General features: G+C 62.7%; 26 protein-coding genes. 13 read left to right on the top strand and 13 right to left on the bottom strand.

Annotation, left to right across the window (positions count from 1 at the left end; translation table 11 throughout):
- The first annotated feature begins 133 nt into the window (after nt 1-133).
- Complete coding sequence (locus tag AC0ZT5_RS09535; protein WP_477286844.1) at nt 134-937, top strand: glycoside hydrolase family 25 protein; 804 nt, start codon at nt 134-136, stop codon at nt 935-937.
- Nucleotides 938-1,112: 175 nt separating this feature from the next.
- Nucleotides 1,113-2,291: a lytic murein transglycosylase gene (locus AC0ZT5_RS09530; protein WP_488496246.1), complete on the top strand. Its 1,179-nt coding sequence runs from the start codon at nt 1,113-1,115 to the stop codon at nt 2,289-2,291.
- 121 nt (nt 2,292-2,412) lie between these two features.
- On the opposite strand, the gene AC0ZT5_RS09525 is transcribed toward AC0ZT5_RS09530, so the two are convergent.
- Nucleotides 2,413-3,303 (bottom strand): LysR family transcriptional regulator, encoded by an 891-nt coding sequence (locus AC0ZT5_RS09525; RefSeq protein ID WP_488496245.1) that lies wholly within the window; start codon nt 3,301-3,303, stop codon nt 2,413-2,415.
- A 130-nt stretch (nt 3,304-3,433) separates the two neighbouring features.
- Between AC0ZT5_RS09525 and AC0ZT5_RS09520 the strand changes: the two genes are divergently transcribed.
- Nucleotides 3,434-4,165 carry an SDR family oxidoreductase gene (locus AC0ZT5_RS09520; protein WP_488496244.1) on the top strand — a complete coding sequence of 244 codons (732 nt, stop codon included), beginning with the start codon at nt 3,434-3,436 and terminating at the stop codon, nt 4,163-4,165.
- 57 nt (nt 4,166-4,222) lie between these two features.
- Here AC0ZT5_RS09520 and AC0ZT5_RS09515 read toward each other — a convergent pair whose 3' ends face one another.
- Nucleotides 4,223-5,443, bottom strand: coding sequence for an alanine racemase (locus tag AC0ZT5_RS09515; protein ID WP_488496243.1), 1,221 nt, complete (start codon nt 5,441-5,443; stop codon nt 4,223-4,225).
- Between the two features lie 209 nt (nt 5,444-5,652).
- Here AC0ZT5_RS09515 and AC0ZT5_RS09510 point away from each other — a divergent pair, with 209 nt between their 5' ends.
- Entirely contained in the window at nt 5,653-6,570 is a 918-nt protein-coding gene (locus tag AC0ZT5_RS09510) for a DMT family transporter (protein ID WP_488496242.1), read from the top strand.
- A 440-nt stretch (nt 6,571-7,010) separates the two neighbouring features.
- On the opposite strand, the gene metF is transcribed toward AC0ZT5_RS09510, so the two are convergent.
- On the bottom strand, nt 7,011-7,928 hold the full coding sequence (metF, locus tag AC0ZT5_RS09505) for a methylenetetrahydrofolate reductase [NAD(P)H] (protein ID WP_488496241.1): 918 nt from the start codon (nt 7,926-7,928) through the stop codon (nt 7,011-7,013).
- The gene (locus AC0ZT5_RS09500; protein ID WP_488496240.1) at nt 7,928-8,935 is read right to left on the bottom strand and encodes an ArsR/SmtB family transcription factor; all 1,008 of its coding nucleotides are present in this window, start codon (nt 8,933-8,935) and stop codon (nt 7,928-7,930) included. Before AC0ZT5_RS09500 ends, metF begins: the two co-directional genes overlap by 1 nt.
- A 130-nt stretch (nt 8,936-9,065) precedes the next feature.
- Here AC0ZT5_RS09500 and tsaA point away from each other — a divergent pair, with 130 nt between their 5' ends.
- Both tsaA and AC0ZT5_RS09490 read left to right on the top strand, forming a co-directional pair.
- Complete coding sequence (tsaA, locus tag AC0ZT5_RS09495) at nt 9,066-9,605, top strand: tRNA (N6-threonylcarbamoyladenosine(37)-N6)-methyltransferase TrmO (RefSeq protein ID WP_488496239.1); 540 nt, start codon at nt 9,066-9,068, stop codon at nt 9,603-9,605.
- On the top strand, nt 9,602-9,919 hold the full coding sequence (locus AC0ZT5_RS09490) for a DUF2293 domain-containing protein (protein WP_477286830.1): 318 nt from the start codon (nt 9,602-9,604) through the stop codon (nt 9,917-9,919). The genes tsaA and AC0ZT5_RS09490 overlap by 4 nt, the downstream gene beginning before the upstream one ends.
- 12 nt (nt 9,920-9,931) lie before the next feature.
- On the opposite strand, the gene AC0ZT5_RS09485 is transcribed toward AC0ZT5_RS09490, so the two are convergent.
- Nucleotides 9,932-10,435: a hypothetical protein gene (locus AC0ZT5_RS09485; protein WP_488496238.1), complete on the bottom strand. Its 504-nt coding sequence runs from the start codon at nt 10,433-10,435 to the stop codon at nt 9,932-9,934.
- Nucleotides 10,436-10,591: 156 nt separating this feature from the next.
- On the opposite strand from AC0ZT5_RS09485, the gene AC0ZT5_RS09480 reads away from it, so the two are divergent.
- Nucleotides 10,592-11,554 (top strand): D-amino acid aminotransferase, encoded by a 963-nt coding sequence (locus AC0ZT5_RS09480; RefSeq protein WP_488496237.1) that lies wholly within the window; start codon nt 10,592-10,594, stop codon nt 11,552-11,554.
- Nucleotides 11,555-11,686: 132 nt separating this feature from the next.
- Nucleotides 11,687-12,526: an SDR family oxidoreductase gene (locus AC0ZT5_RS09475; protein ID WP_488496236.1), complete on the top strand. Its 840-nt coding sequence runs from the start codon at nt 11,687-11,689 to the stop codon at nt 12,524-12,526.
- A gap of 77 nt (nt 12,527-12,603) precedes the next feature.
- On the opposite strand, the gene AC0ZT5_RS09470 is transcribed toward AC0ZT5_RS09475, so the two are convergent.
- Both AC0ZT5_RS09470 and AC0ZT5_RS09465 read right to left on the bottom strand, forming a co-directional pair.
- Nucleotides 12,604-13,221: an MOSC domain-containing protein gene (locus AC0ZT5_RS09470; protein WP_488496235.1), complete on the bottom strand. Its 618-nt coding sequence runs from the start codon at nt 13,219-13,221 to the stop codon at nt 12,604-12,606.
- Nucleotides 13,222-13,226: 5 nt separating this feature from the next.
- The gene (locus tag AC0ZT5_RS09465; RefSeq protein ID WP_488496234.1) at nt 13,227-13,868 is read right to left on the bottom strand and encodes a TetR/AcrR family transcriptional regulator; all 642 of its coding nucleotides are present in this window, start codon (nt 13,866-13,868) and stop codon (nt 13,227-13,229) included.
- Nucleotides 13,869-13,992: 124 nt separating this feature from the next.
- Here AC0ZT5_RS09465 and AC0ZT5_RS09460 point away from each other — a divergent pair, with 124 nt between their 5' ends.
- The 3 genes from AC0ZT5_RS09460 (at nt 13,993) to AC0ZT5_RS09450 (ending at nt 15,538) form a co-directional block, all read left to right on the top strand.
- Nucleotides 13,993-14,415 (top strand): tautomerase family protein, encoded by a 423-nt coding sequence (locus tag AC0ZT5_RS09460; protein ID WP_488496233.1) that lies wholly within the window; start codon nt 13,993-13,995, stop codon nt 14,413-14,415.
- A 31-nt stretch (nt 14,416-14,446) separates the two neighbouring features.
- Complete coding sequence (locus AC0ZT5_RS09455; protein WP_488496442.1) at nt 14,447-14,845, top strand: VOC family protein; 399 nt, start codon at nt 14,447-14,449, stop codon at nt 14,843-14,845.
- Nucleotides 14,846-14,959: 114 nt separating this feature from the next.
- Nucleotides 14,960-15,538 (top strand): methyltransferase family protein, encoded by a 579-nt coding sequence (locus tag AC0ZT5_RS09450; RefSeq protein WP_488496232.1) that lies wholly within the window; start codon nt 14,960-14,962, stop codon nt 15,536-15,538.
- An 8-nt stretch (nt 15,539-15,546) separates the two neighbouring features.
- On the opposite strand, the gene AC0ZT5_RS09445 is transcribed toward AC0ZT5_RS09450, so the two are convergent.
- The 4 genes from AC0ZT5_RS09445 to ettA all read right to left on the bottom strand — a co-directional run bounded on the left by AC0ZT5_RS09445 (nt 15,547) and on the right by ettA (nt 19,928).
- On the bottom strand, nt 15,547-15,963 hold the full coding sequence (locus AC0ZT5_RS09445; RefSeq protein WP_488496231.1) for a GFA family protein: 417 nt from the start codon (nt 15,961-15,963) through the stop codon (nt 15,547-15,549).
- A gap of 244 nt (nt 15,964-16,207) precedes the next feature.
- Nucleotides 16,208-17,329, bottom strand: coding sequence for a beta-ketoacyl-ACP synthase III (locus tag AC0ZT5_RS09440; protein ID WP_488496230.1), 1,122 nt, complete (start codon nt 17,327-17,329; stop codon nt 16,208-16,210).
- A 136-nt stretch (nt 17,330-17,465) separates the two neighbouring features.
- The gene (gene tam, locus AC0ZT5_RS09435) at nt 17,466-18,233 is read right to left on the bottom strand and encodes a trans-aconitate 2-methyltransferase (RefSeq protein WP_488496229.1); all 768 of its coding nucleotides are present in this window, start codon (nt 18,231-18,233) and stop codon (nt 17,466-17,468) included.
- A 45-nt stretch (nt 18,234-18,278) separates the two neighbouring features.
- On the bottom strand, nt 18,279-19,928 hold the full coding sequence (ettA, locus tag AC0ZT5_RS09430; RefSeq protein ID WP_477286806.1) for an energy-dependent translational throttle protein EttA: 1,650 nt from the start codon (nt 19,926-19,928) through the stop codon (nt 18,279-18,281).
- 272 nt (nt 19,929-20,200) lie between these two features.
- Here ettA and AC0ZT5_RS09425 point away from each other — a divergent pair, with 272 nt between their 5' ends.
- Entirely contained in the window at nt 20,201-21,487 is a 1,287-nt protein-coding gene (locus AC0ZT5_RS09425; RefSeq protein WP_488496441.1) for a GGDEF domain-containing protein, read from the top strand.
- Nucleotides 21,488-21,496: 9 nt separating this feature from the next.
- Here the strand turns inward: AC0ZT5_RS09425 and AC0ZT5_RS09420 are convergent, their stop codons facing one another.
- Nucleotides 21,497-22,111, bottom strand: coding sequence for a hypothetical protein (locus AC0ZT5_RS09420; protein ID WP_488496228.1), 615 nt, complete (start codon nt 22,109-22,111; stop codon nt 21,497-21,499).
- An 86-nt stretch (nt 22,112-22,197) separates the two neighbouring features.
- Complete coding sequence (locus AC0ZT5_RS09415) at nt 22,198-23,205, bottom strand: ribonuclease T2 family protein (protein ID WP_488496227.1); 1,008 nt, start codon at nt 23,203-23,205, stop codon at nt 22,198-22,200.
- A gap of 188 nt (nt 23,206-23,393) precedes the next feature.
- Here AC0ZT5_RS09415 and AC0ZT5_RS09410 point away from each other — a divergent pair, with 188 nt between their 5' ends.
- On the top strand, nt 23,394-24,326 hold the full coding sequence (locus AC0ZT5_RS09410; RefSeq protein WP_488496226.1) for an alpha/beta fold hydrolase: 933 nt from the start codon (nt 23,394-23,396) through the stop codon (nt 24,324-24,326).
- Nucleotides 24,327-24,351: the final 25 nt, after the last annotated feature.

The following is a 24,351-nucleotide window of genomic DNA, read 5'->3' as shown; positions in this document are numbered from 1 at the left end:
GGACAACGACACGCACGAAAGCGAAGATACCGGGCGATGCTGTGGGGCGATCGCTCGTCGGGGGCCAGACAAAGCGCCGGCCATCAGTGCACAGACCCATCAGCGACCGGCTGAATCCGGCTCGGGAGTTGCGATGCGCCGTCTTGCGGGCCTCATCATGCTGACGCTGCTTAGCGCCTGCTCGACGGTGGACGATCTCTCGCCACTGTCACCGTCTGCGTCCAGCAGCCCGACGACGGTTGCCGTGCGCGCGCCGCGCTTTGCCGATTCCAAGCCGCATGAATGGGAAAGCGGCGCACCGTGGAACTATGCCGTCCACGGCACAGACGTGTCCAAATACCAGACTTCGGTCGACTGGCCGGCGGCCAAGGCCAACGGCATCTCCTTCGCCTTCATAAAGGCGACCGAGGGCGGTGACCGGTTCGATGAATATTTCAACGAACACTGGGCCCGCACGAAAGCCGCCGGCGTTCCGCGCGCGGCCTACCATTTCTTCTACTTCTGCACGCCCGCCGCCCAGCAGGCGCGCTGGTTCATCCAGAACGTCCCGGTCGATCGCTCGGCGATGCCGCCGGTCCTCGACATGGAGTGGAACCCGAAATCGCCAACCTGCAGGTTGCGTCCCGATGCCGCCACGGTACGCGCGGAGATGACCACCTTCCTCGAAATCGTCGAACGGCACTATGGCAAGAAGCCGATCATCTACACCTCGGTCGACTTCTTCGATGACAACCAGCTATCGACCTTCCGCGGCTATCCCTACTGGCTGCGTTCCGTCGCCGGCCATCCGCGCGAAAAATACGGCAGTCACCCCTTCACCTTCTGGCAATACACCGGAACCGGCATCGTTCCGGGCATGACCGGCAAGTCCGACATCAACGTCTTCAATGGCAGCGAAGCCGCGTGGAACAAGTGGTTGCGGCAGAACACCCGCTGACCCCAGTGTAACGGCAGAGCGGAATAAGGGGCTTCGGCAGAACACCGTTGACACCGGGCCTGCCGCTTGCTTTTCGACACAGCCGGCGGCAAAGAGTGCAACCGGCGGTAATCAAGGGCATTGGGGCTTCCGAGGGGGGCACGACAAATGCCCTCATTCGTTCGAAAGGAAGCTGATGCGACTGCGTTCCCAAGCCCTCGCGGCGCTGTTCTTGTGCGCCACGGCCTTGCCGGCGATGGCGCAGGAATGTGGCGGCGACTTCGAAGCCTGGAAGCAGGGCGTAGCGGCGGAAGCCAAGGCGGCCGGTGTCGGTGCCGTGGGCCTGGACGCGCTGGAGGATGCCACCATCGACGACAAGGTCCTGGCGCGCGACCGCGCCCAGGGCGTCTTCACCCAGACCTTCACCGAATTTTCCAATCGCATGATCTCGGCCTACCGGCTGAAGCAAGGCGCGGCGAACATGAAGAAATACGCCGATGTCTTCGCCCGTGCCGACCAGCAATTCGGCGTCCAGGCACCGATCATCGCCGCCTTCTGGGCGCTGGAGACCGATTTCGGCGCCGTGCAGGGCGATTTCCACACGCTGAGCGCCCTGGTGACGCTGTCCCATGATTGCCGCCGCCCGCAACTGTTCCGGCCTCAACTCGTGCCACTTCTGGAATTGATCGATCGCGGCGTCGTGCCGGCCGATGTCAGGGGTGCCTGGGCCGGTGAGATCGGCCAGACCCAGATCCTGCCTTCCGACTATCTGGCGCGCGGCGTCGACGGCGATGGCGACGGCAAGGTCGACCTGCGCGGCAGCGTGCCGGATGTGATCATGACCACCGCCAACAAGGTGCTGTCGCGTGGCTGGAAACGCGACGAGCCCTGGATCCAGGAAGTCCGCGTGCCCGACGACATGCCGTGGGACCAGACCGGGCGCACCAATAAGCTCCCGTTGACGCAATGGGCGCAATGGGGTGTCACCTACCCCAGCGGCGCGCCGTTGGTCGACAACGGCCTGAAAGCGGGCCTCGCGCTGCCCATGGGCCGCAAGGGGCCAGCCTTCCTCACCTACGACAATTTCGACGTCTATCTCGAATGGAACCAGTCCTTCACCTACGCGCTGACCGCTGCCAACCTCGCCGCCAGGCTGGCGGGCGCGCCACAGTTCGATCCGCGCAATCCCGAGACTGGCCTCAACAACGAGCAGCTGAAGGCGCTGCAGACCAAGCTGGAAGCCAGGGGCTACGATGTCGGCACGGTCGACGGCATCCTCGGCACCAACACCCGCGAAGCCATCCGCAAGGAGCAGATGCGCCTTGGCCTACCGGTGGATGGCTGGCCGACACCGGAGCTTTTGGCGAAACTGTGAATTGCCGGTATGATTTTTGAAGTTGGCGCCAAGTATTGTAGACGTCAGACATGAGCCTCTACGACCCAAAGAATAACTACACCCTAACCTTATCCCGTCGCAACCGAGAGGCCATCGGCATTCATCGCCTCTCCCGCACAAAATCTATGAATGCTCGCAAGGCTGGCGGCACGTGGCGTGCGCTTGGGTGGTATAGATAAAAACCTGGAAAGCTTGGTGACCAAGCCTCGAGAAAACGGACCAGCTTGCCCTTCTCGATCCATGGCTGGACTTGGTAATCCATCATGTAGGCAATACCCGCGCCATCTAGCGCGGCGTTGAGCATCAGGTCGGTTTCGTTGAAAGTCAGGTTACCCTCGACGGCGATTTCCAGAGCCCGTTTGCCGCGCGAGAACTCCCATCGGTAAATGTTGCCGCCGGGCCACTGGAATTTGATGCATTGGTGCTGGTGGAGATCCTGAGGACGGCGAGGGATCGCCCGGTTCTCGAAATAAATGGGAGCGGCGACAGCAGCCATCTGCAGGTCCCCGCTCAGTTTGACCGCCACCATGTCCTTTTCCAACCGTTCGCCGAGCCGGATGCCGGCATCGAACCGCCCTTCGACAATGTTGGTCAGCATGTCGTCGACGATGACCGTCAGCGCGATATCGGGATATGTGCGCTGGAAGTCACCGAGGATCGGCGCGATGAAGCGCACCGCGGCGATGCGCGGCACGTTGATGCGCAGCGAGCCCGCCGGCCGGTCACGCGCTGCATGAACGTCGGCGACTGCACCGTCGAGTTCGCCGAACGCTACGGCAAGACGGGCAAACAGCTTATCGCCAGCGGCGGTCGGTGAAACACTGCGCGTCGTGCGATTGAGCAATCTGACGCCGACCCGCTCCTCCAGCTGCCGAATCGACTGGCTGAGTGCTGGCGGCGACACCCGCAGCCTGGCGGCCGCACGAACGAAACTCCCCTCCTCCACGATCGCCGAAAATGCCTTGAGCTCAGTGAATTCGGATCCGCGCATTGTGTATTCCTGGATTAACAAGCCAATCAAATAATAGGCTATTACATGATTAATTGCATATCGCTATTTTCCCAGCAGGCCTCGTCATACGAAACCGATATGGCCCAGAAATAGTTGAAGGAAATGGATCATGTCTCTGTCGTTGCAAGGCAAAACCGCACTCGTCACCGGCAGTTCGCGCGGCATTGGCCGCGCCATCGCCGAGGGGCTTGCTGCAAGCGGTGCGGCCGTCGTCATCAACTATGTCGCCAACAGGAAAGCCGCTGACGAGGTGGTGGCCGCCATCGCCGGCAGGGGCGGAAAGGCGGTCGCCATCCAGGCCGACATATCCAGTGTTTCCGATGTCCGCCGTCTGTTCGACGAGACCGAAAGTCAGCTGGGCGCGATCGATTTTGTCGTTGCCAATGTCGGCATCGCTGTCATCAAGCCGCTGATCGAGGCCAGCGAAGCCGATTTCGACCTCGTCTTCGGCACCAACGCCAAGGGCACGTTCTTCACGCTTCAGGAGGCAGCGCACCGCGTGCGCGATGGTGGCCGCATCATCGCCGTCTCAACTGGTGGCACCAAGATGTTCTTCACTCAGACAGCCCTCTATCTCGGCAGCAAGGGGGCCATCGAACAGTTCGTGCGCGTCCTGTCGCGTGAACTCGGGCCGCGCGGCGTAACGGTAAATGCGCTGTCGCCGGGCTTCACGGACACCGATCTGCTCCCGGAGCGCGATCGGGCAGTAGCGGCCGGCATGTCGCCGTTCGGCCGTATCGGAGCGCCTCGCGACGTTGCCGATGTCGCGGTCTTCCTGGCCAGCGAGGAGTCGCGTTGGCTGACCGGCGAGAACATCCAGGCCGGAGGCGGCGTTGCTTAGCGCAATTCCAGGAAAAAGTGTGAAGCGGCTTCCGTTTCAAAGGGCGGAAACAAACGGCTAGTTCGCCATCGTCTCCAAACTCGCAAATCCTTGCGGCGCGTCGCCTTCGTCGAACGGGGTCGTCACTTCGACGAAGGTGTCGGGGTAAAAGCCGTTGAAGCGGGTCCGGAGCGACAACGAATAGGCGCCAATATGGCCAATCTCGATCCAGTCGCCGGTGTCGACCGTTTCCGGCAGCCAGAACGGCCGCGACAGGATGTCGACGGAATCGCAGGTCGCGCCGCAGACCTTGAACGGCACGATGTTCTTTTCCTCGCCATTGCGCGAGCGAATCGCCGGATCGGGGATGAAACGCGCCGGCAGCGTGATCTTGCCGGTCCATGAGTCCGACAGCGACGCCCAGATGCCGTCATTGATGTAGAGCCGCTTGCCCTTGCGCAAGAGCACCCGCACGATCAGCGACAGGCAGCGCGCCACGATCACCCTGCCGGGCTCGGCCACCAGCGGTATCTGGTCGAATTGGTATTCCTTCAGGTCGCCGGAAAGCCGCGACATGATCTGGCCGAGCGACGGCATCTCGATCTGCTTGCGGTTCGGGTCGTGGCCGTACTCGGCTGGAAAGCCGCCGCCGACATCGAGCCCGGCAATGTCGAAGGTCAGGCGGTTGCGCACCCAGTCGGCCGACGCCAGCGCCCGCTCATAGGTATCGGGATCCTCGATCTGGCTGCCGACATGGAAACATAGGCCGACCTTGTACCCGGTGCGGTTCAGCCGCTCCGCCAGTTCGACCGCATAGGCCGGCCCGGCGCCGAACTTCTTCGACAGTTCATAGGCGGCCGATCCTTTCGTCTGGACCCGCACGAACACGGCTATTGCGCCCGGATCGATGTCGAGCGCCCGCACCACCCGTGTCAGCTTGGTGATCTCGTCCTCATGGTCGAGCGAAATGACACGGATGGCGTACTTTTCCAGCGCCAGCTTGATGTCCGACTGCGCCTTGACCGGATGCATGTAGAGCATTTCGGCATCGGGTGAGACCGCGCGCACGGCGGCGAACTCACCGGGCGAAGCGACGTCGAAAGCGGAGACGCCGGCCTCGACCAGCGCCTTGAGTACGATTGGCTCACCATTGGTCTTGACCGCATAGGCGGTCTTGCCGGGGAACATGCCCATGAACTGCCTGGCATCCGCCATCAGCACTTGCGGTCGGAAGCAATAGACCGGATCGTCCGGGCGAAGCGCCAGTGCCGCCTCGCGGGCATTCTCGAATCGCTGCATGGACGAATCCTCATGTCGGCTGCGCACAATTAATCCAAGCTAGCGGCTAATGAAAACAATTCTGTGTCTCGTGGCACTGACGCAGCGGCGCTAGATTTTTGGCAGCAACGTTTGCCATTAGTCAGGTTTCGGGTGGCCCTTGTCGCCAGACCCGATATGCGTTCTGGCTGACCGGCCGGCATTGAGGCCGTCTGGGGAGGACAATTGACATGGCAATGGCCGCGACATCCGCATCACGCGGGCCGATGGTGCTCAAGGACTGGGGGCAGCTTCTGCTGCTCGGTGCAATCTGGGGCGGCTCGTTCTTCTTTGCCCGCATAGCGGTGGCAGAACTTCATCCGCTGGTGCTGGTGCTGTTTCGCGTCGCCATCGCGGCGATTGCGCTGCAACTGTATCTGGCTCTCCGCGGACCGTCCTTTCGCCTCGCGCTTCCCCATGCCGGCCTGTTCTTCCTGCTGGCATTCACCAACAATGTCATCCCCTTCTCGCTGATCTTCGCCGGCCAGACCCAGCTTGGCGCCGGCGTCGCCTCGGTGCTCAACGCAACGACACCGTTCTGGACCTTGATCCTCGCCAACGCGCTGACATCAGACGAAAAGCTCTCCTGGAACAAGCTCGCCGGCATTGCGCTCGGCGTCGCCGGCACGGCGGTGATGATCGGCCCCGGCCTGCTTGCCGGGCTCGGCGGTCCGGTCTGGGCCAAATTCGCGCTGATCGGCGCTTCGCTGTCCTATGGTGTGGCGCTGATGGTCGCCCGCCGCTTCAAGGCCGTCCCCTCGCCAGTCATCGCCACCGGACAATTGACCGCCTCGACCATCATCATGATCCCGATCGTGCTCTTCACTTATGGCCCGGCCGGTCTGTTCTCCGCCTCGCCTCCGGTCTGGGCGGCGGTGCTGGCGCTGGCGCTTTTGTCCACCGCCTTCGCCTACATCCTTTATTTCAACCTCGTCGCCTCGGCCGGCGCCACCAATGCCTCACTGGTCACGCTCATCGTGCCGGCCAGCGCCATGCTGCTCGGCTTCCTGTTCCTCGGCGAACGGCTCGAACTGTTCGAAATCTGCGGTGTGGTGCTGATCGCACTTGGCCTCGTCACCATCGACGGACGGCTGTTCGGAAGGCGTTAGAGCGCCGCGGTAGCGCTGCCATGACACGATAGTGACACATCGCCGCCACATTTTGTTCACAGGTCTGAAGCGGGTTTTTGCCGAAGAGTTTCAATGCCTAACGGCAAAAGGCGGGTCGCAAATCTAGCAATCACGTCGCAATGCAGCACATTTTTCGCTTGCCTGTGGCACAAATGAACCTAGACTCTCGGATATAGCTCTTTAAGAGGAGGCTATGTCATGGGACTTACGAGGCCTATCAACGCATTGATGATCTGTGCTGCGTTCGCCTTCATCGGAGCCCTCATTATGGGCTTTCTTCCCTGACCCGCCAAGACGGGGAAGACCAGCACCACATAGTCAAAACCATCGAAAAAGGCCGGGTCTTTACCCGGCCTTTTTGCATTTCGGAAGCCCTTTTGAATATCTTTGCTTGACGCGATTCCGAACGGGGAATTGCTCTAAGCTGCGGCGGTACCGGCCGGCTCGGCTTCGTGTGAGCGGATGCCGATCATGTGGCAGATGGCAAAAACCAGATCGGCTCGGTTCATCGTGTAGAAATGGAATTCGCCGACCCCGCGCTCGACCAGGTCCATGACCTGTTCGGCTGCCACCGCCGACGCCACCAGCGCATGCGTCTGCGGATCCTGGTCCAGGCCCTCGAACCGCTCCGCCAGCCAGCCGGGCACATGCGCGCCCGCCCTCGCGGAAAAGTTCGCGACCTGCTTGAAACTGTGAACCGGTTGGATGCCCGGCACGATGGGGATGTAGATGCCGGCGCGGCGGACGCGCTCGACATAGCGCTCGTAGAGATCATTGTCGAAGAAGAACTGGGTGATGGCGCGCGTCGCACCATTGTCGACCTTGCGTTTCAGCATCTCGATATCGGTGGCGAAATCGGGGCTCTGCGGATGCTTCTCCGGATAGGCCGCGACCGAGATGTCGAAATCCGCGATCCTCTTGAGTCCGGCGACCAGTTCCGCACCATTCTCGTAGCCACCGGGATGCGGGCGATAGGATTCGCCGACACCCGAGGCCGGATCGCCGCGCAGCGCCACGAATCGGTTGATGCCGATCGACTTGCAATCCTGGATGACCGCGTCGACCTCGTCGCGCGTTGCACCGACGCAGGTCAGATGCGCCGCGGCCGGAATGCCGGTTTCCGTCAGGATGCGCTTTACCGTGCGTGCGGTGCGCTCACGCGTCGAGCCGCCGGCGCCATAGGTCACCGAGACGAATTTCGGCTTCAGCGGCTCCAGCCGGGTCACCGTGTCCCACAGCCGTGCCTCCATCTCGTCGGTTTTGGGCGGGAAGAACTCGAAGGAAACCCTGACCTTGTCGCCAATGTCTGGGCGGCGGGAAAAGCGGAACTGGTTCATCAGGCAATTTCCCTTATCTGCCTTGTGTCGTTGGAAGGATCGGCGATCAGCAGGCGTCGGTCGCGGCCAAGCCAGAGTTTGACGGTGAGCCTGGCCTCGTTGCCGCCGCGTGGCTCGAACTCCTGGCTGTCCTCGAGATCGAGGCCGGCTTCCGTAAACCAGTCGGCGATCTGCCGGTCGGAAAAGCCCAGCCGCATATGCGCGTGCTCGTCGCGCAGGAATTCCAGCGTGTGCGGCGCGAAGTCGACGATGACCAGCCGCCCGGCCGGCCGCAAAAGCCGGGCCGCCTCGTGGATGGCGCGGGCGGGATCGTCGAGGTAGTGCAGCACCTGGTGGATGGTGACGAGATCGAAGGCGTCACGTTCGACCGGCGGCGCGAAGATGTCGCCCTGCCGCACCTGCGCATTCGAAACCCCTGCCTTGTCGAGATTGGCGCGCGCCACGGTCAGCATCTCGCGCGACATGTCGATGCCGACACCGCGCCGGTAGAGCGGCGAGAAGATTTCGAGCAGCCGCCCGGTGCCGGTGCCGAGGTCGAGCATCGACTGGAACGGCCGCTTGCCGACCAGCTTCAGCATCGCGGCCTCGACGGCGCGGTCCGGCACATGCAGCGAGCGGATATGGTCCCAGCTTGCCGCATTCACCGAAAAATATTCAGCCGCGCGGTCCTGCCGCTTGCGCTTGACCGAGCCCAGTCGCTCTTGATCACGCTCGACCTGGGGGTCGGCGCCGCGAATGCTGGAAACCAGCCCCAGCACGAAGTCGCGCGCCGAATCCGTATCCGACAGGCGGAAAAAGGCCCACGACCCTTCCTGGTAGCGGCCGATCAGCCCGGCCTCCAGCAACAGCTTCAGATGCCGTGAAACGCGCGGCTGCGACTGACCGAGAATTTCGGTAAGATCGGAAACGGTGAGGTCGCCGCGCGACAACAGTGCCAATATGCGCAGGCGGCTGGATTCGGCCGCCGCCTTCAATGTGTCCACCATGGTGTCGAGCGAGACATGCATCAGCGTATTCTCTTTGAAAAAGATATAAACATATGTTTATGTCGATTTTCACATCCTTGCAAGCGCTATGTCGCTTCCGGACAAGAAAATGCCGCTTGCGTGATCCCGATCAAACAGATGCGAGGGCGGAATGACCGGACCGCGTGAGATGTTCGAGGTGCGCGACGGAGAGCAGGAGCTGGATACCGATCCGGCGCTGATGCCAGCCGACGGCGGTATCGTCTTCATCGGCCGCATAACCTCGCCATGGACGACACGGGAGACCTGCCCGAAGAATATGCGCGCCGCGCGCGAGACCTGGCAGCCGGCAGTGCTGACCATCGACGCACCCTATCGCAGTGGCCTGCAGGGGCTGGAGCGCGCCAGCCACATCATCATCCTGTCCTGGCTGCACCACGCGCCGAGGACTCTGATTGTGCAGAAACCCCGCCATGCGGCTGAAGCCAAAGGCGTATTTTCGCTGCGCTCGCCTGCCCGGCCGAACCCGGTCGGCCTGCATGTGGCCAGGCTGGTCGGGCTTGACATCGGCGCCGGACGCCTTGATCTCGACGCCATCGACGTGCTCGACGGCACGCCGGTCATCGACATAAAACCCTACTTCGCCTCGACCGATGCCTTCGCCGACGCGACCATCGCAGGGCGCGACGAGCCCAATCGGATTCGGCGATGAAAGCAGCGCCGACCGGACGCCGCCGCGCCATCGCCAAGGCGCTGACGGCACTGCTGCCGCTGGCGCCCTATGCCGACATGGAGAAGATCCGCGCCGATGCCGGCTCGGTTCACATGAAGACATTGCCGCCGACCATCGCCGTATGGCTGGCGACCATTGCCCACATCCGCCACGTGCACACCGATTACGAAAAACTGCTGGGCGAAGGCTACGACCGCGACTCGGCGCGTTTTTTCGTCATCGAACAGACCAACATGATACTCACCCGCTGGCGCGCGACACGCCTGCTTGACGCCGACGACGAGGAGGAATGAGGCAGAGGCCTGTTATTGCCGCGTCAGCACGGCGACCGCATTGTAGGGCTGGCCGTCGGCCTGGCCGGTCCATGTCCAGGACAGATTTCCCTTGAAAAACCTGACGGTGATGTTGCCGCCGTCGATGCACTTGTCCTGACCGTAAGTGATGCTCTCATGGTATTCCGCTGATGTCTCGTCCCTGGACGTCTGGGACAGGGATCCGCCGCAGCCAAGTGACGGATAGTCGATCGATGCACCGCCATCATTGATCGTCATGGCGATCGACCAGTCGGCGCCGGTGGCCCCGGCCGGGCTCTGGTGGCCGCTGCCGACCCAGGTGCCGCTCAGCGTCGGCGCATTCACCGCGCAAGGCACGTTCTGGAAGATCGGCGTCAATTCGCTGCCGGTTTTCTCGCAGCGATAGGTCTGGCCGCTCTGGCACAGTTCCTCGCCTTCGCGAGCGCATTGGGCACTGGCTTGGCCTGTGGCGGCAAAAATCATCATGGCTGCGATGACGGTCCCGAACCTGCCCATGTCCCCCTCCCGGTCAGAGTTCGCAACATAAGGCAAGTCCAGTCCAATGTATCGGCCGGATCGCCATCGAGGACGAACAGCACCTTTCGGCTGGCTCTATGCCTTCAGCGTGGCGCCGATAGCCTGCTGATCCGCCTTGCGCGACAGGACGCCCCGATGAGCCAGACGAAGGCAAGACAGGATGCAAACCCACTACCGACGGTCAGCGACCGCCACGTAGACCCGCATTCCTATCCCGACGGGGTCGCATTCCTCGACGGCCAGTACCTGCCGATGTCGCAAGCCAAGGTCTCGGTGCTGGATTGGGGTTTTCTGCATTCCGACGCCACCTACGACACCGTGCATGTCTGGAATGGCCGCTTCTTCCGCCTCGACCTGCATCTCGACCGTTTCTTCAGCGGGCTCGAAAAACTGCGCATGACGATCCCCTTCGACCGTGAAGGCGTGACCGAGATCCTGCTCAATTGCGTGGCGTTGTCGGGACATCGTAGCGCCTATGTCGAAATGCTGTGCACGCGCGGCGCCTCGCCGACCTTCAGCCGAGACCCGCGCCAGGCGGTCAACCGCTTCATGGCGTTCGCGGTGCCGTTCGGCTCGGTCGCCAATGCCGAGCAGTTGCAGCGTGGCCTGCGCGTCGCCATCAGCGACAAGGTGCGTATCCCGCCGGCCTCGATCGATCCGGCGATCAAGAACTATCACTGGCTCGATCTGGTGCGCGGCCTCTACGATGCCTATGACCGCGGCGCCGAGACCGCAGTGATTCTCGATTTCAACGGCAATGTCGCCGAGGGCCCGGGCTTCAACGTCTTCTGCGTCAAGGATGGCAAACTGTCGACGCCGGCCATTGGCGTGCTGCCCGGCATCACCCGGCGCACCGTTTTCGATCTCTGCGCCGAACAAGGTCTCGTCGCCGTCGCCACCGATGTCAGTGTCGCCGCTTTGCACGAGGCTGACGAGGTCTTCATCACCTCCACCGCCGGCGGCATCATGCCGGTGACGGAGATCGACGGCGGCCGGATCGCGAACGGCAAGGTCGGGCCGATCACCAGCCGCCTGGTGGCGCTCTATTGGCAAAAGCACGACGACCCGGCATGGTCGAGCCCGGTGCAATACCCCTGATCAACAAGGCGGATTGTTCAAAAAGATATCCTTCGCCTCTGGAAAAACGCCGGATCGTCCGTATATGCCCCAAAGCGGAGAAGCCTCCGCTTTCACCCGAAATCACGCCCGCAGGGGCAAGGACTCCACATCATGACAAACAAGATTTGGTTCATCACCGGATCGTCGAAGGGCTTTGGCCGGGTCTGGGCCGAGGCCGCACTCGCCCGTGGCGATCGCGTCGCGGCGACCGCCCGCGATGCCGGCACGCTCGCCGATCTCGTCGAGAAATACGGCGACAATATCGCCGCGATAAAGCTCGACGTCACCGACAAGAAAGCCGTCGACGCCGCGATAGCCGAGGCGCACAAGCGCTTTGGCCGGCTCGATATCGTCATCAACAATGCGGGCTATGGCCATTTCGGCGCCATCGAGGAAGTCAGCGAACAGGAAGCCCGCGACCAGATCGAAACCAATGTGTTCGGCGCCCTTTGGGTCACCCAGGCCGCGCTGCCGATCATGCGGGCGCAGCGCTCCGGCCACATCATCCAGATCTCGTCGATCGGCGGCGTCAATGCCTTTGCCTCGCTCGGTCTTTACCACGCCTCGAAATGGGCGCTGGAGGCCTTCAGCCAGTCGCTCGGCATCGAGGTCGCGGAATTCGGCATCCATGTGACACTGGTCGAACCGGGCGGCTTCTCCACCGACTGGGCCGGTCCGTCGGCCAAGGTCTCCAAGCCGATCGAGGCCTACGCGCCCGCCCGCGCCAAGATGGCCGAGCGCCGCGCCAATTCGGTCGCCGGCGATCCCTTGGCCACCGGACCGGCGATGCTGGCCATCGTCGACGCCGCCGAGCCGCCGCTCAGGGTGTTCTTCGGCGATGGCGGCCTGCCGATGATCAAGCAGGAATACGCCAACCGCATCGCCACTTGGGAAAAATGGGACGACGTTTCCATCATGGCGCAGGGCGCGAAGAAGAACCGCAAGGCCTAAGGCCAGCGCTTTTTGCTACGCCGCCCCCGGCGGCGTAGCCCCCATGCGGAGATGCCTATTCCGATGCGGGCGAGAGTCTAGCTCTGATAGATCCACTGCTCCGGCACGCGCACCGATATCTCCTCGCCGGCCTTGATCGTTCCCGGCTTCTCGACCCAGGCCACGAGGCCGCGCAGGCGCTTCGCCGATTTCGGAAATAGCAGCGCGCCGGCCTCAACGTCGGCCATCCCTGCATGTTCGGCGATCGATCGCCCGGCGAGGCGGCAAGGCCCGTTCTGTGCGTCGACCTTGATGGTCACGCCGTCCTTGAAGAACAGCAGCGTGCCGGCCGGCAGCATGGACAAATGCGGCACACCCTCGATCAAAAGGTTTGCGCCGATCCACTCCGGCTTGATCTCGGCCAGGCCCATGCGTTCGGCGACGATGGCCAGTTCATCCGCCGCCACCACAGACAATTGCCGCTCGTTGCGCATTTCGGTGCCGCGCGGATACCATGGCTCGCGCCCGCCCGACCGCCGCGTCGCGCCAGCGTGGAAATCGCCTGATATGCCATCGAAGCCCAGCCGCAACGCATCGACCGGGCGCGTTTCGAAATGATCCGATGGCGCCAGATAAAGCGCTGCCACCTTGGCGGCAAGCTTTCGCGCCGGGACGATTTCGATCGGCTTTTCAGCCTCGGGGAAGAGATCCAGCATCGGCTTCATTCCTTGGATGATGCGCCCTGTTTTTGCCCTTCGGCCGGCAACGCCGCAAGAGCGGTTTGGGCCAAAGTGCGCAACTCTTCGAACGAAGCGCCGTCCCGCGCCTGGATCGACATGCCGTTCATGACGCCGGCCAGGTATTTGGCGAAGCCCTCGACGGAGAGACCTTTCGGAAAATCGCCCATTGCCCGGCCCTTGGCCAGCCGCTCGGCGATCGCCGCTTCACTTGTCTTGCGATACGCCTTCAGTTCATCGGCGATGGCCTGCGCCTGCGGCGAGACTGCGAGCGCACCGCTGACGAACAGGCAGCCACCCGGCTTGCCGGGCCTGGAATAGGCCTGCGCCGCGCCGAGCAGCAACCGCCGGATCGCCTCTTCCGTCGGCACCGGCGCGCTCAGCGCGTCCAGCGCAAAACCGATCTCGGTCTGGTGGTAGCGCGTCAGCGCCTTGCGGAACAAAGTCTCCTTGTCGGTGAAGGCGTTGTAGATCTGCGGCGGCGTCAGCCCCATCGCCTCGCGCAACATGGCCAGCGACGTCGCCTCATAGCCATGCTCCCAGAACAGATGCATCGCGGCATCCAGTGCCCGGTCGGGATCGAACGCGCGTGGCCGGCCACCCCTTGGCTTTTCCAAATTTTCCATAGTGATCGATACGAAACCCGTTGACTCGCTCTCTCCGCATAACGTAACAATTGATACGAAACATAACAAGCCGGAAGATACAGCCGCCGGCAAGACCTTGGAAACCAGAGAAAAGGAGAGCCAAATGCCAATCACCGTGACCGCGCCGGAAGGCGTACTGACCCCGGCGGGAGAGCGTGAGATCCTGCCGCGTCTCAGCGCCGCCCTCATCGAAGCCTCCGGCGCCACCGGCAATTCGTTTTTCACCGCGATCGTCGGCGGCACTGTCCATATCCTGCCGCTGCATCGCATCTATGCCGGTGGCGCCAATCGGCCGGTCGTCATGGTCGAGCTGAAGCTGCCGAACATCGGCCTTGGTTCGATCGAAACCCGAAATGCCTTTATCACCACGGCTGCCGGGATTGTCGCCGAGCTCTGCGTGCCCGGCCACCGGCCTGAAAACACCTGGATCAACATCATCAATGCGCCCGACGGCGGCTGGGGCATTGGCAGCCGGCAATATTCAGGCGAGGCACTTGTCGCTGCCGCAACCGCCGCAGCGCAGTGATTTGGCGGCCGCGATGAACAGGAGCGAACCGATGCGGCTCTCCCCTTCGCTGTTCTTCACCACCAATTGCGAGTCGGCATTGGCCTTCTACGAACAGTGCGGCCTTGGCCGGGCAACGATCCTGCTGCGCTGGGGCGACAACACCATGCCGGTGCGCACTGAAGCCATGCGCGGAAAGGTGTTGCATGCGCGGTTCGATGGCCCGGGCGTGCTGTTTCATGCCTCGGACAATGATGATGCGGAGCCGATGAAAGGCTCCGCCCTTTGCCTGGAATTCAGCAGCCTGTCGCCGATGCGGGAGCTTTTCACCCGCATGGCCGCGGGCGGCCGGATCACCGTGCCCCTGGCGCGGCAATACTGGGGAACCAGCTTCGGCATGCTGGTCGACGCCTTTGGTGTGCAGTGGATGTTCAACTGCCCCAATGAATGAGGGCGCGGATCACGATCTTCTTACCTGAAATGGAACCAGTCCCAAGCGGCGCCGCATTGCTGACGAGCCGCGCCGGTTTCATGGTGACAGCCAGGCAGTTTCAGGAGACTCACCATGCGACCCGGGACGGCAATCACTCTGCTTTGGTTGATCTGGGCGGTGACTTGGGCCGCCGCAGCGCTCTGGGCCGACCCTGCCCAGAAACGCGCCGGATTCAGGGCGGAGGCTCGCTATCGGGTTCTCTGGCTGGTCGGCGCGGTGTTGCTGTTCGTTCCCGCGCACGGCTACGAAGGCCGGCTCAGGTTATGGATGCCGAACTTCGCCGAGGCATGGATCTGTGTCGCCCTGATCGCCGTCGGCATCGCCTTTGCCTGGTGGGCGCGCCTGCATCTCGGCAGGCTGTGGTCGGGCACCATCACCGCCAAGGCCGCGCACCACGTCGTTGACACCGGCCCGTATGAGCTGGTCCGGCATCCGATCTACACCGGACTGCTGCTGGCGATCCTGGCCACCATGGCGGCCAAGGGTACGGTCTGGGGCATTGCCGGAACCGCGTTGCTCATCATCGGCATCGTGACCAAGGCAAGACTGGAAGAAGGCTTCCTGCGCGGCGAGTTGGGCAGCGCCTATGACCACTATGCCAGGCGCGTTCCGATGCTGGTGCCGTTCGCGCCGGTCCAATACGGCAGTTGAACGCCAGCTCAGCTTGAATTTTTTGTCGCGCTGCTTTGCTGGAAGTGTTCGACAGCGCCATCGATTTGAACCCAATCATGTTTCGACTGCTCGAAAACCGATCTGACGGGGGGCGGGTATTTTGGGTCTGCCAGCGCGCCGACTGCAACGCCGATCAGCGACGGTAGCTTGTCGGCCTTCCAGTAGATCGTCGATCCGCAGTTCGGACAAAAGTAGGTGTGGACCTTGTCGCCGCTGGCTGCATCGCGGGTGAACTCTTTCGCAGCTCCGGAGATGGCGACGGCGTCGACCGGATAAAAGGCGCCGACCCCAAATGGCGCGCCGGTCCTGCGTTGGCAGTCAAGACAATGGCAGGCGACGACCAGTTTCGATGGTCCTGGAAGCGAGAGCGTCAGAGCACCGCAACTGCATCGGGCGTCACTCATTGGAAAAACCTCCATCTTCAGAAGCGTTGATTTCAAACCGAGACACTCCCGAACGCCGGGAGCTGTTGAGATCGAAGTCAGGCTGAGGGGGAGTAGAAGGCGGGTGCGAAGCGAATGGAATGGTGGGTTCCGGGAGCCGGAACCAGGCGCACTTTTGGGTGCGTGAGCACCGGATGCGCAAGAGACTGCCTTCGCAGGCCAGTTGAGTAGCGAATACCCGAGTCTAGAGCACTCTGAGAAGCGTCTAGAGCATTCTGAGAAGCGCGCCGCCTATGGAATAGCCCGCGCCAAAGGCGCAGATCAAGCCGAAATCGCCGGGTTTCATGTCGGCATGGTTCTCCGACAGTGCCACGATGGCGCCAGCGCCCGCCGTGTTGCCCAGCCTTTCCAGGACCATCGGCGCGCGGTCGTGGTCGACCTCGTGGCCGAACGACAGCTTCAGGATCATGGCATTCATGCGCGCATTGGCCTGATGCAGCCAGAAGCGCCGGACTGCCTGCGGCGTCAACCCGTGCTCGGCCAGGAACTCGACGATGAACTTCTGCCCGGCGACGGTGACTTCCTTGAACACCTTGTTACCGACCTGCTTGATCAGATTGCCTTCCAGGTTGATCATGTAGGGATCCTCCTGGGCGGTGCGGGTATGATAGCCCAGATTGGTGCGGATGTTGTTCGACATCTGCGTCCAGATGCGTGTGTCCAGCACCTCGAAACGCCCCGGCCGTTTGTCGCCCTGAGCAAGTCCCTCCACCACCATCGACACCGAGGCGTCGCCGAAGATGAAATGCGTCTGCCGGTCGCGGAAATTGAGATGGCCGGTGATGATCTCGGGCGTCGTCACCAGAATGCGCTTGTGTGCACCCGAGCGCACCAGATTGACCGCCATGTGAAGGGCCGCCGCGGCGGACGAACAGCCAAGCCCCATGTCGAAGCCGGCGCCCCTTGTGCCCAGCGCCTCCTGCATTTCGATGGCGATCGCCGGATAAGGCCGCTGGTGGTGCGAGGCCGAGCAGATGATCAGGTCGATATCGGACGGCTTCAGCCCGGCATGGTCGAGGGCTTTTCGCGCCGAGGCGATGCCGAACTCGGCCTCCAGCGATAGCGCGTCATCGGGCCGCGCCGGCATGCGCGGCGCCATGCGGGTCGGGTCGAGAATGCCTTCGCGCTCGATCACATGGCGAGTGCGCACGCCTGAGGCGTGGACAATGAAGTCGCTGTCCGATTTCGCCAGTGGTGGCTCGTCGGTACCCTGGCGGCGCGCATTCTCCATGTCGACCCAGGCATTGAAGCTGGCGACCAGTTCTTCATTGGTGATCGTGGGTTCGGGGATTTCAACGCCAATGCCGCTGATGATGACGCGATGCATGTCCAGTCCGTCCCATCCGCAGGCGTTGCGGGCTTCATGTGGGCGCCGGAACGCTCCGGCGCAACACTTTTCTCACTGAGGCGGTTTACGCCGACTTAAGCCTGACTTCACCAGGCGCACAGCTTGGTGTGGACAATCAGGCCCGCTTGGCGACGATGAAGATGCGTGGAAACCGCAAAAGCACCTTGCCGTTCACCGTCTTCGGATAGGCCTTGGCGATCTTGGCCGTGTAGCTGTCGAGGAACATTTTGCGCTCGTGCGCCTCGAGCGGATCGAGGAACGGTTTCAACCCGGTCGATTTCACCCATTCAACGATCGCCTCTGCGTCGGCCAGTGGATGATTGTAGGCCGTGTGCCAGATATCCAGCCGGGCGGACAATGGCGAGAGCAAGTCATAGTAGAACGACACTGGTGGCAACGGACCGCGCGCCGCGTCTTTCATCTTCGCGGCAAAAGGCATTTCAGCCGCGGTTTCCCGCATCACCTGATGCGACGGTTCAAGAAGATTGTCCGGCATCTGGATGGCGAGCGCGCCGCCTGGGGCCAAAAAACCCATCAGCCGCTGGAAGACCACCGGATGTTGCGGCAGCCACTGGAACACCGCATTGGCGAAGATCACGTCGACCGGCTCCGCCGGCTGCCACTTGGAAGCATCCGCAAGATCGAAGTTGACGTCAGGCAGGCGCGCCCTCGCCTTCTCGATCATGTCGGGCGACGTGTCGAAGCCGCTCACCTGCGCATCCGGCCAGCGCTCGACAAGCAACTCGGTCGAGTTGCCCGGTCCACAGCCGATGTCGACGACTCGGCGCGGGAAATCCACCGGCACCTGTGCTGCGAGATCGCGCGCCGGACGCGTGCGCTCGTCCTCGAATTTCAGATATTGGGCGGCGGACCAATCAGCCATGTGAGCTCCTCATGTCGTTTTGAGAATTCGCCGCCCAAAAAACCCTTATCGCGTCAGCCTCTTGTAGGTCATGCGGTGCGGGTTGACGGCATCCGGCCCGAGGCGGCGGATCTTGTCTTGCTCGTAATCCTCGAAATTGCCCTCGAACCATTCGACATGGCTGTCGCCCTCGAAGGCGAGGATGTGTGTCGCCAGGCGGTCGAGGAACATACGATCGTGCGAGATGATAACCGCGCAGCCGCCAAAATTTTCCAGCGCGTCTTCGAGCGCCGCCAGCGTTTCCGTATCGAGGTCGTTGGTCGGTTCGTCGAGCAGCAGCACGTTGCCGCCGGTCTTCAGCATCTTCGCCAGGTGCACGCGGTTGCGCTGGCCGCCGGAGAGATTGCCGACCTTCTGCTGCTGGTCGCCGCCACGGAAGTTGAACGACGCGCAATAGGCGCGCGTGTTCGCCTCGAACTTGCCGAGCTTGACAACTTCGGCGCCGCCGGAAATCTCTTCCCAAACCGTCTTTGACGGATCGAGCGCATCTCGGCTTTGGTCGACATAGCCGAGCTTGACCGTCTCGCCGACGCGGACCGTGCCGGCATCCGGCTTTTCCTGGCCGGTGATCATGCGAAACAGCGTCGTCTTGCCGGCGCCGTTCGGGCCGATGACACCGACGATGCCGCCGGGCGGCAGCTTGAATTCCAGGCCGTCGATCAGCAGCGTGTCGCCAAAGCCCTTCGACAAGCCGTCGACCTCGATCACTACATTGCCGAGCCGCTCGCCATGCGGGATGACAATCTGCGTGTCTGTCGGTCGCCGCTTGTCGGCTGCGTCCAACAGATCCTGGAACGCCTGGATACGCGCCTTGGACTTGGTCTGGCGGGCCTTGGGGCTCGACTGGATCCACTCGCGCTCGCGGCCGATGGCGCGCTGGCGGGCATCGTCTTCGCGACCTTCCTGCTTGAGCCGCTTGGCCTTGGCTTCGAGGTATTTGGTGTAGTTGCCCTCATAGGGGATGCCGCGACCGCGATCGAGTTCGAGGATCCAGCCGGTGACATTGTCGAGGAAGTAGCGATCGTGGGTGATGATCATCACCGCGCCCGGATAGGCGCGCAGATGCTTTTCCAGCCACGCAGTGGTCTCGGCGTCGAGATGGTTGGTCGGTTCGTCGAGCAGCAGCAGGTCGGGCTGGCGCAGCAGCAGCTGGCAGAGCGCGACGCGGCGGCGTTCGCCGCCCGACAGCTTGGTGACGTCGGCCTCCTTGGGCGGACAGCCCAGCGCTTCCATCGCCATCTCGACCTGCTGTTCGAGGTCCCACAAATTGAGCCGGTCCATCTCGTCCTGGAGCTTGGCCGACTCGTCGGCCGTCTCGTCGGAATAGTTCATCATCAGTTCGTTGTAGCGTTCGATGATGGCGGTCTTGGCGGCGACGCCTTCCATGATGTTCTCGAACACGGTCTTCTTCGCATCGAGCGCCGGCTCCTGCGCCAGATAGCCGACGGTGGCGCCTTCGGCGAGCCACGCCTCGCCGTTCCACTCCTTGTCGAGCCCGGCCATGATCTTGAGGATCGTCGACTTGCCGGCGCCGTTGGGGCCGAGAATGCCGATCTTGGCATCCGGATAGAAGGACAGATGGATGTTCTCGAGCACCTTCTTGGTGCCATAGGCCTTGTTGAGGCCGGCCATGTGATAGATGAACTGGCGTGCCACGCGCGCTTTCCCTGAAAAACTGACTGGCCCAGAGAAACTGACTGGATTTGTCAAATTGAATGGAGGTTGGCCGCTATGTAGGCGATGCGGCGGCGAACGGCAATCGCTTTTGCCGCTTCTGGCCGGTCACACGCGGAAGTGTCCGCCAACCCTGACGTTTTCCGCCGGCCGCCGAGCGCGATGAAAGCTCCGGTTAACCCTTCGGCGTCAAAACAGGATCGGGTGGAATCGCCGGCTTGTCGCGATTCAGGAGAAAGATCGGATCGACGGCATTGCTGAACAGTTTCCTGCTCCTTGCCGAAGCGGTCGTCTACTTCAGCGTCATGGTGACGCTTTTCCGCTGCAGGAAACGCATCGGCCTGGGCGTCTTTGTCTGCGCGCTCGGCGTCATGCACTTCCTCGAGACCTATCTCGCCAGCGTGTTCTATGTCGCCTTGCCGTTCGGCATGGTCTCGCCGGGCTCGGCGGTGCTGTTTTCCGGCAAACTGGTCATGCTTTTGCTGCTCTACATGAAGGAGGACGCCGCCACCGTCCGTCAGCCGATCTATGGTCTGCTGCTCGGCAATGCGCTGATGATCGGGCTGGTGCTGCTGTTGCGCCTGCATGCCATCGCCCCGCTTCCCGATGGCAGGCTCCCCGACATCGGCTTCATCGACGAAATGGGCTGGCTGATGGTGTGGGGCACGACGCTGCTGTTCGTCGACGCCATCCTGATCATCCTGCTTTATGAAAAGCTCGGGCGATACCTGCGCAAGGCACAGTTCGCGCGCATCCTGATTTCGGTCGCCTGCGTGCTCACCTTCGACCAGGCGGGATTCTTCACCGCGCTGCATTTCGTCGCCGGCGCGCCGATCGCGGTGTTTTTCGGCGGTTGGTTTGCCAAGATGGTCGCCGCGCTGACCTACAGCACCATGCTCGTGGCCTATCTCAGATGGTTCGAAGAACGCCAGATCGCGCTGCCGCGCGGACTGACCGACATATTCGACACGCTGACCTATCGCGAGCGCTACGAAGCGCTGATCGAACATGTCGGCCGTGACGGCCTGACCGGCCTGCTGCACAGGGGCCGCTTCGACAGCGATGGTGAAGCCGCCGTCCAGGTCAGTCTGCGAACGGCGAAGCCACTCAGCCTGCTGATCATCGATGTCGACCATTTCAAGTCGATCAACGACCGTTTCGGCCATGCCGAAGGCGACAAGGTGCTGAAAGCCGTTGCGGCCCTGCTTGGCGGGGCGGCAAGTGCGGAAGACCAGGTGTTCCGGATCGGCGGCGAGGAATTCGCCATCCTCAGTTCGCGTCCGCACCCGGTCGCCAGGCTGTTCGGCGAGAGCATCCGATATGCGGTCAAGGCCTCCGCCAACACCAGCCGCTTTGACCTGACCGTCAGCGCCGGCGTCTCCAGCGTCGGCGAAACGACGCGCTGCCTTGCCGATCTGTTCGCGCTTGCCGACCAGCGTCTCTACAAGGCCAAGTCGACCGGACGCGATCGCGTCGTTGGCGAGCCGGACGGCCACGAGGCCGACGCCGCCGTTGCATGGACCAAATCCGCGCAAATCTAGTCGTGACGCTTACTGCGACTTTTTCTGTCGCCGGATGGCCGCCACAGTAGAGACCGCCATCAGGGCAATCGCCAGCCATTTCAGCGCGGTGATGATAGGTCCGGCCTCGATGTCATAGGCGATGAACAGCAGGATGCCTGGCACCAGCAGGCCGCACATGATCAGCATGATGCGGTTGATCTGCCAGGACACTTTTGAGGCCAACGCCTCGTCGCCGGGCGCGGCGATAAGCGCCGCACGCACCGCCCTGCTGGCCACCAGCACCGCCGAAAGTCGCATCGAAATCGGCAGGCCAAGGCCGATGATGAGGAACGCGCAGGCGGCCAGCAGCAGCGAAAACTTAAGCGCGCTCGTCTCGGCCGATATGGGAAACAACACTGTCACCAGCGGCAGGAAGACGCCGACAATGCCGAGCGCCGCAATCGTGATGAAGATCACTGCATTGACGATGGTGAACAGCTGGTAGGTGCCGGCGCCGATCGGTTCGGAGAGCGTCCGCATGCGCGCCCATTCGGAGTCGGCATAGGAAAAACCTGGCCATTCCATGCGCCCGTCGCTGATCGCGACCATGCCCTTGGCCCAGAAGGCCAGCCGCGCCAGCGCGCTGCTCGTCATGCCATCCATTGCGACCCCCGCGCGAATGATGCTCGGTGCAGCATAGCACCACGACGCGGCAAGGCGACAGTCCGGCGTCGGCGTTCAGCCAGTGGTTACTGGAACCCTATCGCGTCGACGGTGCCAGTCGGGCAGCCGGCCTTGTTGGTGGGCACCGAAGCCAGCAGGAGGTCCTTCAGCGAGCTGTCGGGACCAATCGGGCCGGCAAGGCCGAGCGTCAGTTCGCCGATCAGCCGCCTGCCGCTCGACGGATCGATGACGCAGGAGACACGCACCCGGTCCCCGGCCCCAGCGCCAAAGGCGCTGTCGAAGGCGCCGCGGATCTGGTCCGCCGTCAGCTTGCCGCCGATGTTCTTGGCAAAGAGATCGCGCACCGGCGAGCTGTTCACCGCGCGCATCAGATTGAGCGCGTCGGAGAAATAGTCCTGCTGGCTCTTGCCGTAGCAGGTGCCGTGCTTGATCCATTCATGCCGCTCGAGATGGGAAGCCGTACCTGGCATCACCTGGTCGAGTTCCGTGCGGGTGCTGGCGTCCAAATTGACCGGCGGCAGGTCCTTCCAGTGGGCCGGATTGTCGTTGGCTTTGTCGCTCGCTGTCGCCTGGCAATAGAAATTGCCGTTCGGCTGCGGCCACAGGCCGTGCAAGGTGAAATGCGTGGCGTCGAAATCGCTGCCGCTCTGCGCCTTGCATTCGGTCTTGCTCGACTTGGTCTCGCAAAAAGCCGGCTGCCAGCTCAGCGCGAAGACATATTCAGGCTTGCCCGACGCCGCCGGCTTGCCTTGCCCGCCAGGTGCTGCCGGCATCGTCGCGGCGCTGCTGCCGGAGACATGGCCGCAGCTGACCTTCACCCAGCGGCGCTCCGGATCGGCGCCCGGTACGAGGATGAGATAATGCGTCGGTGCATCCTTGTTGCCGGCAAGCAGCTGGTAGCTCTGTCCGGCATCTGTCGAGACATTACCGGGATTCTTGCCGTTCTTGATGGCTTGCGTTGCCGGACAGGCCGCATCGGCAACGAAGGTGCCTCTCATCTTGACATCGGCACGCGCCGCACCGGCCAGCGAGGCCGCCAGCATGGCCAATCCGAAAACAACACCAATGCGCATAGGGAATCCCCGGCTGAAGAAGTGGGCGACAGGCTGAACCTGTCTCCATGTCAGAATTGCGATATTTTGCTGGCCAGACGCAAGAAACATCGTCGCGGAAAAAGCAGGCACGGTGATTGACGCAAAACGGGTGCTGGCGCAAACAAAGCCGGCGCCACGATGGCGGCCAGACCCGGAGACCGAGCGGCATGCCATTCAGCCAGCAGCGCGTGGTTCGCTCGCCGACGGGTGCCGACCTCAATCTCTTCGTCAGGCAGGCCGATGGCAGGCCGCGTGCAGTCGTGCAGATCAATCACGGGCTGGCCGAGCACGCCGCGCGCTATGCCCGCTTCGCCGATTTTCTTGGCCCGCGCGGCTACCACGTCTATGTCCACGACCATCGCGGCCATGGCGCGACCAAGGCGCCCGATGCGCCACTCGGCAAATTCGCCGACAAGGATGGCGCCGCCAAGGTGATCGCCGATGTAGGCGCCGTCCATGATGTCATCGCGGGCGAACAGCCGAACCTGCCGGTCATCCTTTTTGGCCATTCGATGGGTGCGTCCGTGGCGCTGAACTTCCTATTGAGCCACTCGCCACGCGTTCATGCGGCCGCGATCTGGAACGGCAACTTCTCAGCTGGCCTGCTCGGCCAACTGGCCCTGGGTATTCTTGGCTGGGAACGCATGCGGCTGGGCTCGGATGTCCCCTCGCCCCTGCTGCCGAAACTCACCTTCCAGGCCTGGGGCAAGGCAGTGCCCAATCACCGCACGCTGTTCGACTGGCTGTCGCGCGACGCGGCTGAGGTGGCGAAATACATTGCCGATCCGCTCTGCGGTTGGGATGCGTCGGTGTCGATGTGGCGCGACGTTGTCGGCATGGCGCTGAATGGCGGCAGGGACGCCGGCTTTGCCGGCATCAGGCGCGACCTGCCCGTCAGCATCGTCGGTGGCGAGAAGGATCCCGCCTCGGACCACGGCAAAGGGATCACCCACCTTGCCAATCGCATGCGCAAGATGGGGTTTTCGAATCTGGTTTCAAAGGTTTACGCCGACACCCGCCACGAAAGCCTGAACGAGGTCAACCGCGACGTCATCATGAACGATTTCGCGGCCTGGGCCGACGGTGTGCTGGGATCATAACCCGGCCAAAGCGGCGCGAATCCGC

This window comes from Mesorhizobium sp. CNPSo 4670, assembly GCF_057784235.1.
Note: the sequence above shows the minus strand (reverse complement) of the source record. Positions and strands in the feature narration are given on the sequence as shown.

Bases quoted from the DNA above. Each gene is read 5' to 3' on its own strand.
- AC0ZT5_RS09535 (WP_477286844.1), top strand. From the start codon at position 134: ATGCGCCGTCTTGCGGGCCTCATCATGCTGACGCTGCTTAGCGCCTGC.
- AC0ZT5_RS09530 (WP_488496246.1), top strand. From the start codon at position 1,113: ATGCGACTGCGTTCCCAAGCCCTCGCGGCGCTGTTCTTGTGCGCCACG.
- AC0ZT5_RS09525 (WP_488496245.1), bottom strand. From the start codon at position 3,303: ATGCGCGGATCCGAATTCACTGAGCTCAAGGCATTTTCGGCGATCGTG.
- AC0ZT5_RS09520 (WP_488496244.1), top strand. From the start codon at position 3,434: ATGTCTCTGTCGTTGCAAGGCAAAACCGCACTCGTCACCGGCAGTTCG.
- AC0ZT5_RS09515 (WP_488496243.1), bottom strand. From the start codon at position 5,443: ATGCAGCGATTCGAGAATGCCCGCGAGGCGGCACTGGCGCTTCGCCCG.
- AC0ZT5_RS09510 (WP_488496242.1), top strand. From the start codon at position 5,653: ATGGCAATGGCCGCGACATCCGCATCACGCGGGCCGATGGTGCTCAAG.
- metF (WP_488496241.1), bottom strand. From the start codon at position 7,928: ATGAACCAGTTCCGCTTTTCCCGCCGCCCAGACATTGGCGACAAGGTC.
- AC0ZT5_RS09500 (WP_488496240.1), bottom strand. From the start codon at position 8,935: ATGCATGTCTCGCTCGACACCATGGTGGACACATTGAAGGCGGCGGCC.
- tsaA (WP_488496239.1), top strand. From the start codon at position 9,066: ATGACCGGACCGCGTGAGATGTTCGAGGTGCGCGACGGAGAGCAGGAG.
- AC0ZT5_RS09490 (WP_477286830.1), top strand. From the start codon at position 9,602: ATGAAAGCAGCGCCGACCGGACGCCGCCGCGCCATCGCCAAGGCGCTG.
- AC0ZT5_RS09485 (WP_488496238.1), bottom strand. From the start codon at position 10,435: ATGGGCAGGTTCGGGACCGTCATCGCAGCCATGATGATTTTTGCCGCC.
- AC0ZT5_RS09480 (WP_488496237.1), top strand. From the start codon at position 10,592: ATGAGCCAGACGAAGGCAAGACAGGATGCAAACCCACTACCGACGGTC.
- AC0ZT5_RS09475 (WP_488496236.1), top strand. From the start codon at position 11,687: ATGACAAACAAGATTTGGTTCATCACCGGATCGTCGAAGGGCTTTGGC.
- AC0ZT5_RS09470 (WP_488496235.1), bottom strand. From the start codon at position 13,221: ATGCTGGATCTCTTCCCCGAGGCTGAAAAGCCGATCGAAATCGTCCCG.
- AC0ZT5_RS09465 (WP_488496234.1), bottom strand. From the start codon at position 13,868: ATGGAAAATTTGGAAAAGCCAAGGGGTGGCCGGCCACGCGCGTTCGAT.
- AC0ZT5_RS09460 (WP_488496233.1), top strand. From the start codon at position 13,993: ATGCCAATCACCGTGACCGCGCCGGAAGGCGTACTGACCCCGGCGGGA.
- AC0ZT5_RS09455 (WP_488496442.1), top strand. From the start codon at position 14,447: ATGCGGCTCTCCCCTTCGCTGTTCTTCACCACCAATTGCGAGTCGGCA.
- AC0ZT5_RS09450 (WP_488496232.1), top strand. From the start codon at position 14,960: ATGCGACCCGGGACGGCAATCACTCTGCTTTGGTTGATCTGGGCGGTG.
- AC0ZT5_RS09445 (WP_488496231.1), bottom strand. From the start codon at position 15,963: ATGAGTGACGCCCGATGCAGTTGCGGTGCTCTGACGCTCTCGCTTCCA.
- AC0ZT5_RS09440 (WP_488496230.1), bottom strand. From the start codon at position 17,329: ATGCATCGCGTCATCATCAGCGGCATTGGCGTTGAAATCCCCGAACCC.
- tam (WP_488496229.1), bottom strand. From the start codon at position 18,233: ATGGCTGATTGGTCCGCCGCCCAATATCTGAAATTCGAGGACGAGCGC.
- AC0ZT5_RS09420 (WP_488496228.1), bottom strand. From the start codon at position 22,111: ATGGATGGCATGACGAGCAGCGCGCTGGCGCGGCTGGCCTTCTGGGCC.
- AC0ZT5_RS09415 (WP_488496227.1), bottom strand. From the start codon at position 23,205: ATGCGCATTGGTGTTGTTTTCGGATTGGCCATGCTGGCGGCCTCGCTG.
- AC0ZT5_RS09410 (WP_488496226.1), top strand. From the start codon at position 23,394: ATGCCATTCAGCCAGCAGCGCGTGGTTCGCTCGCCGACGGGTGCCGAC.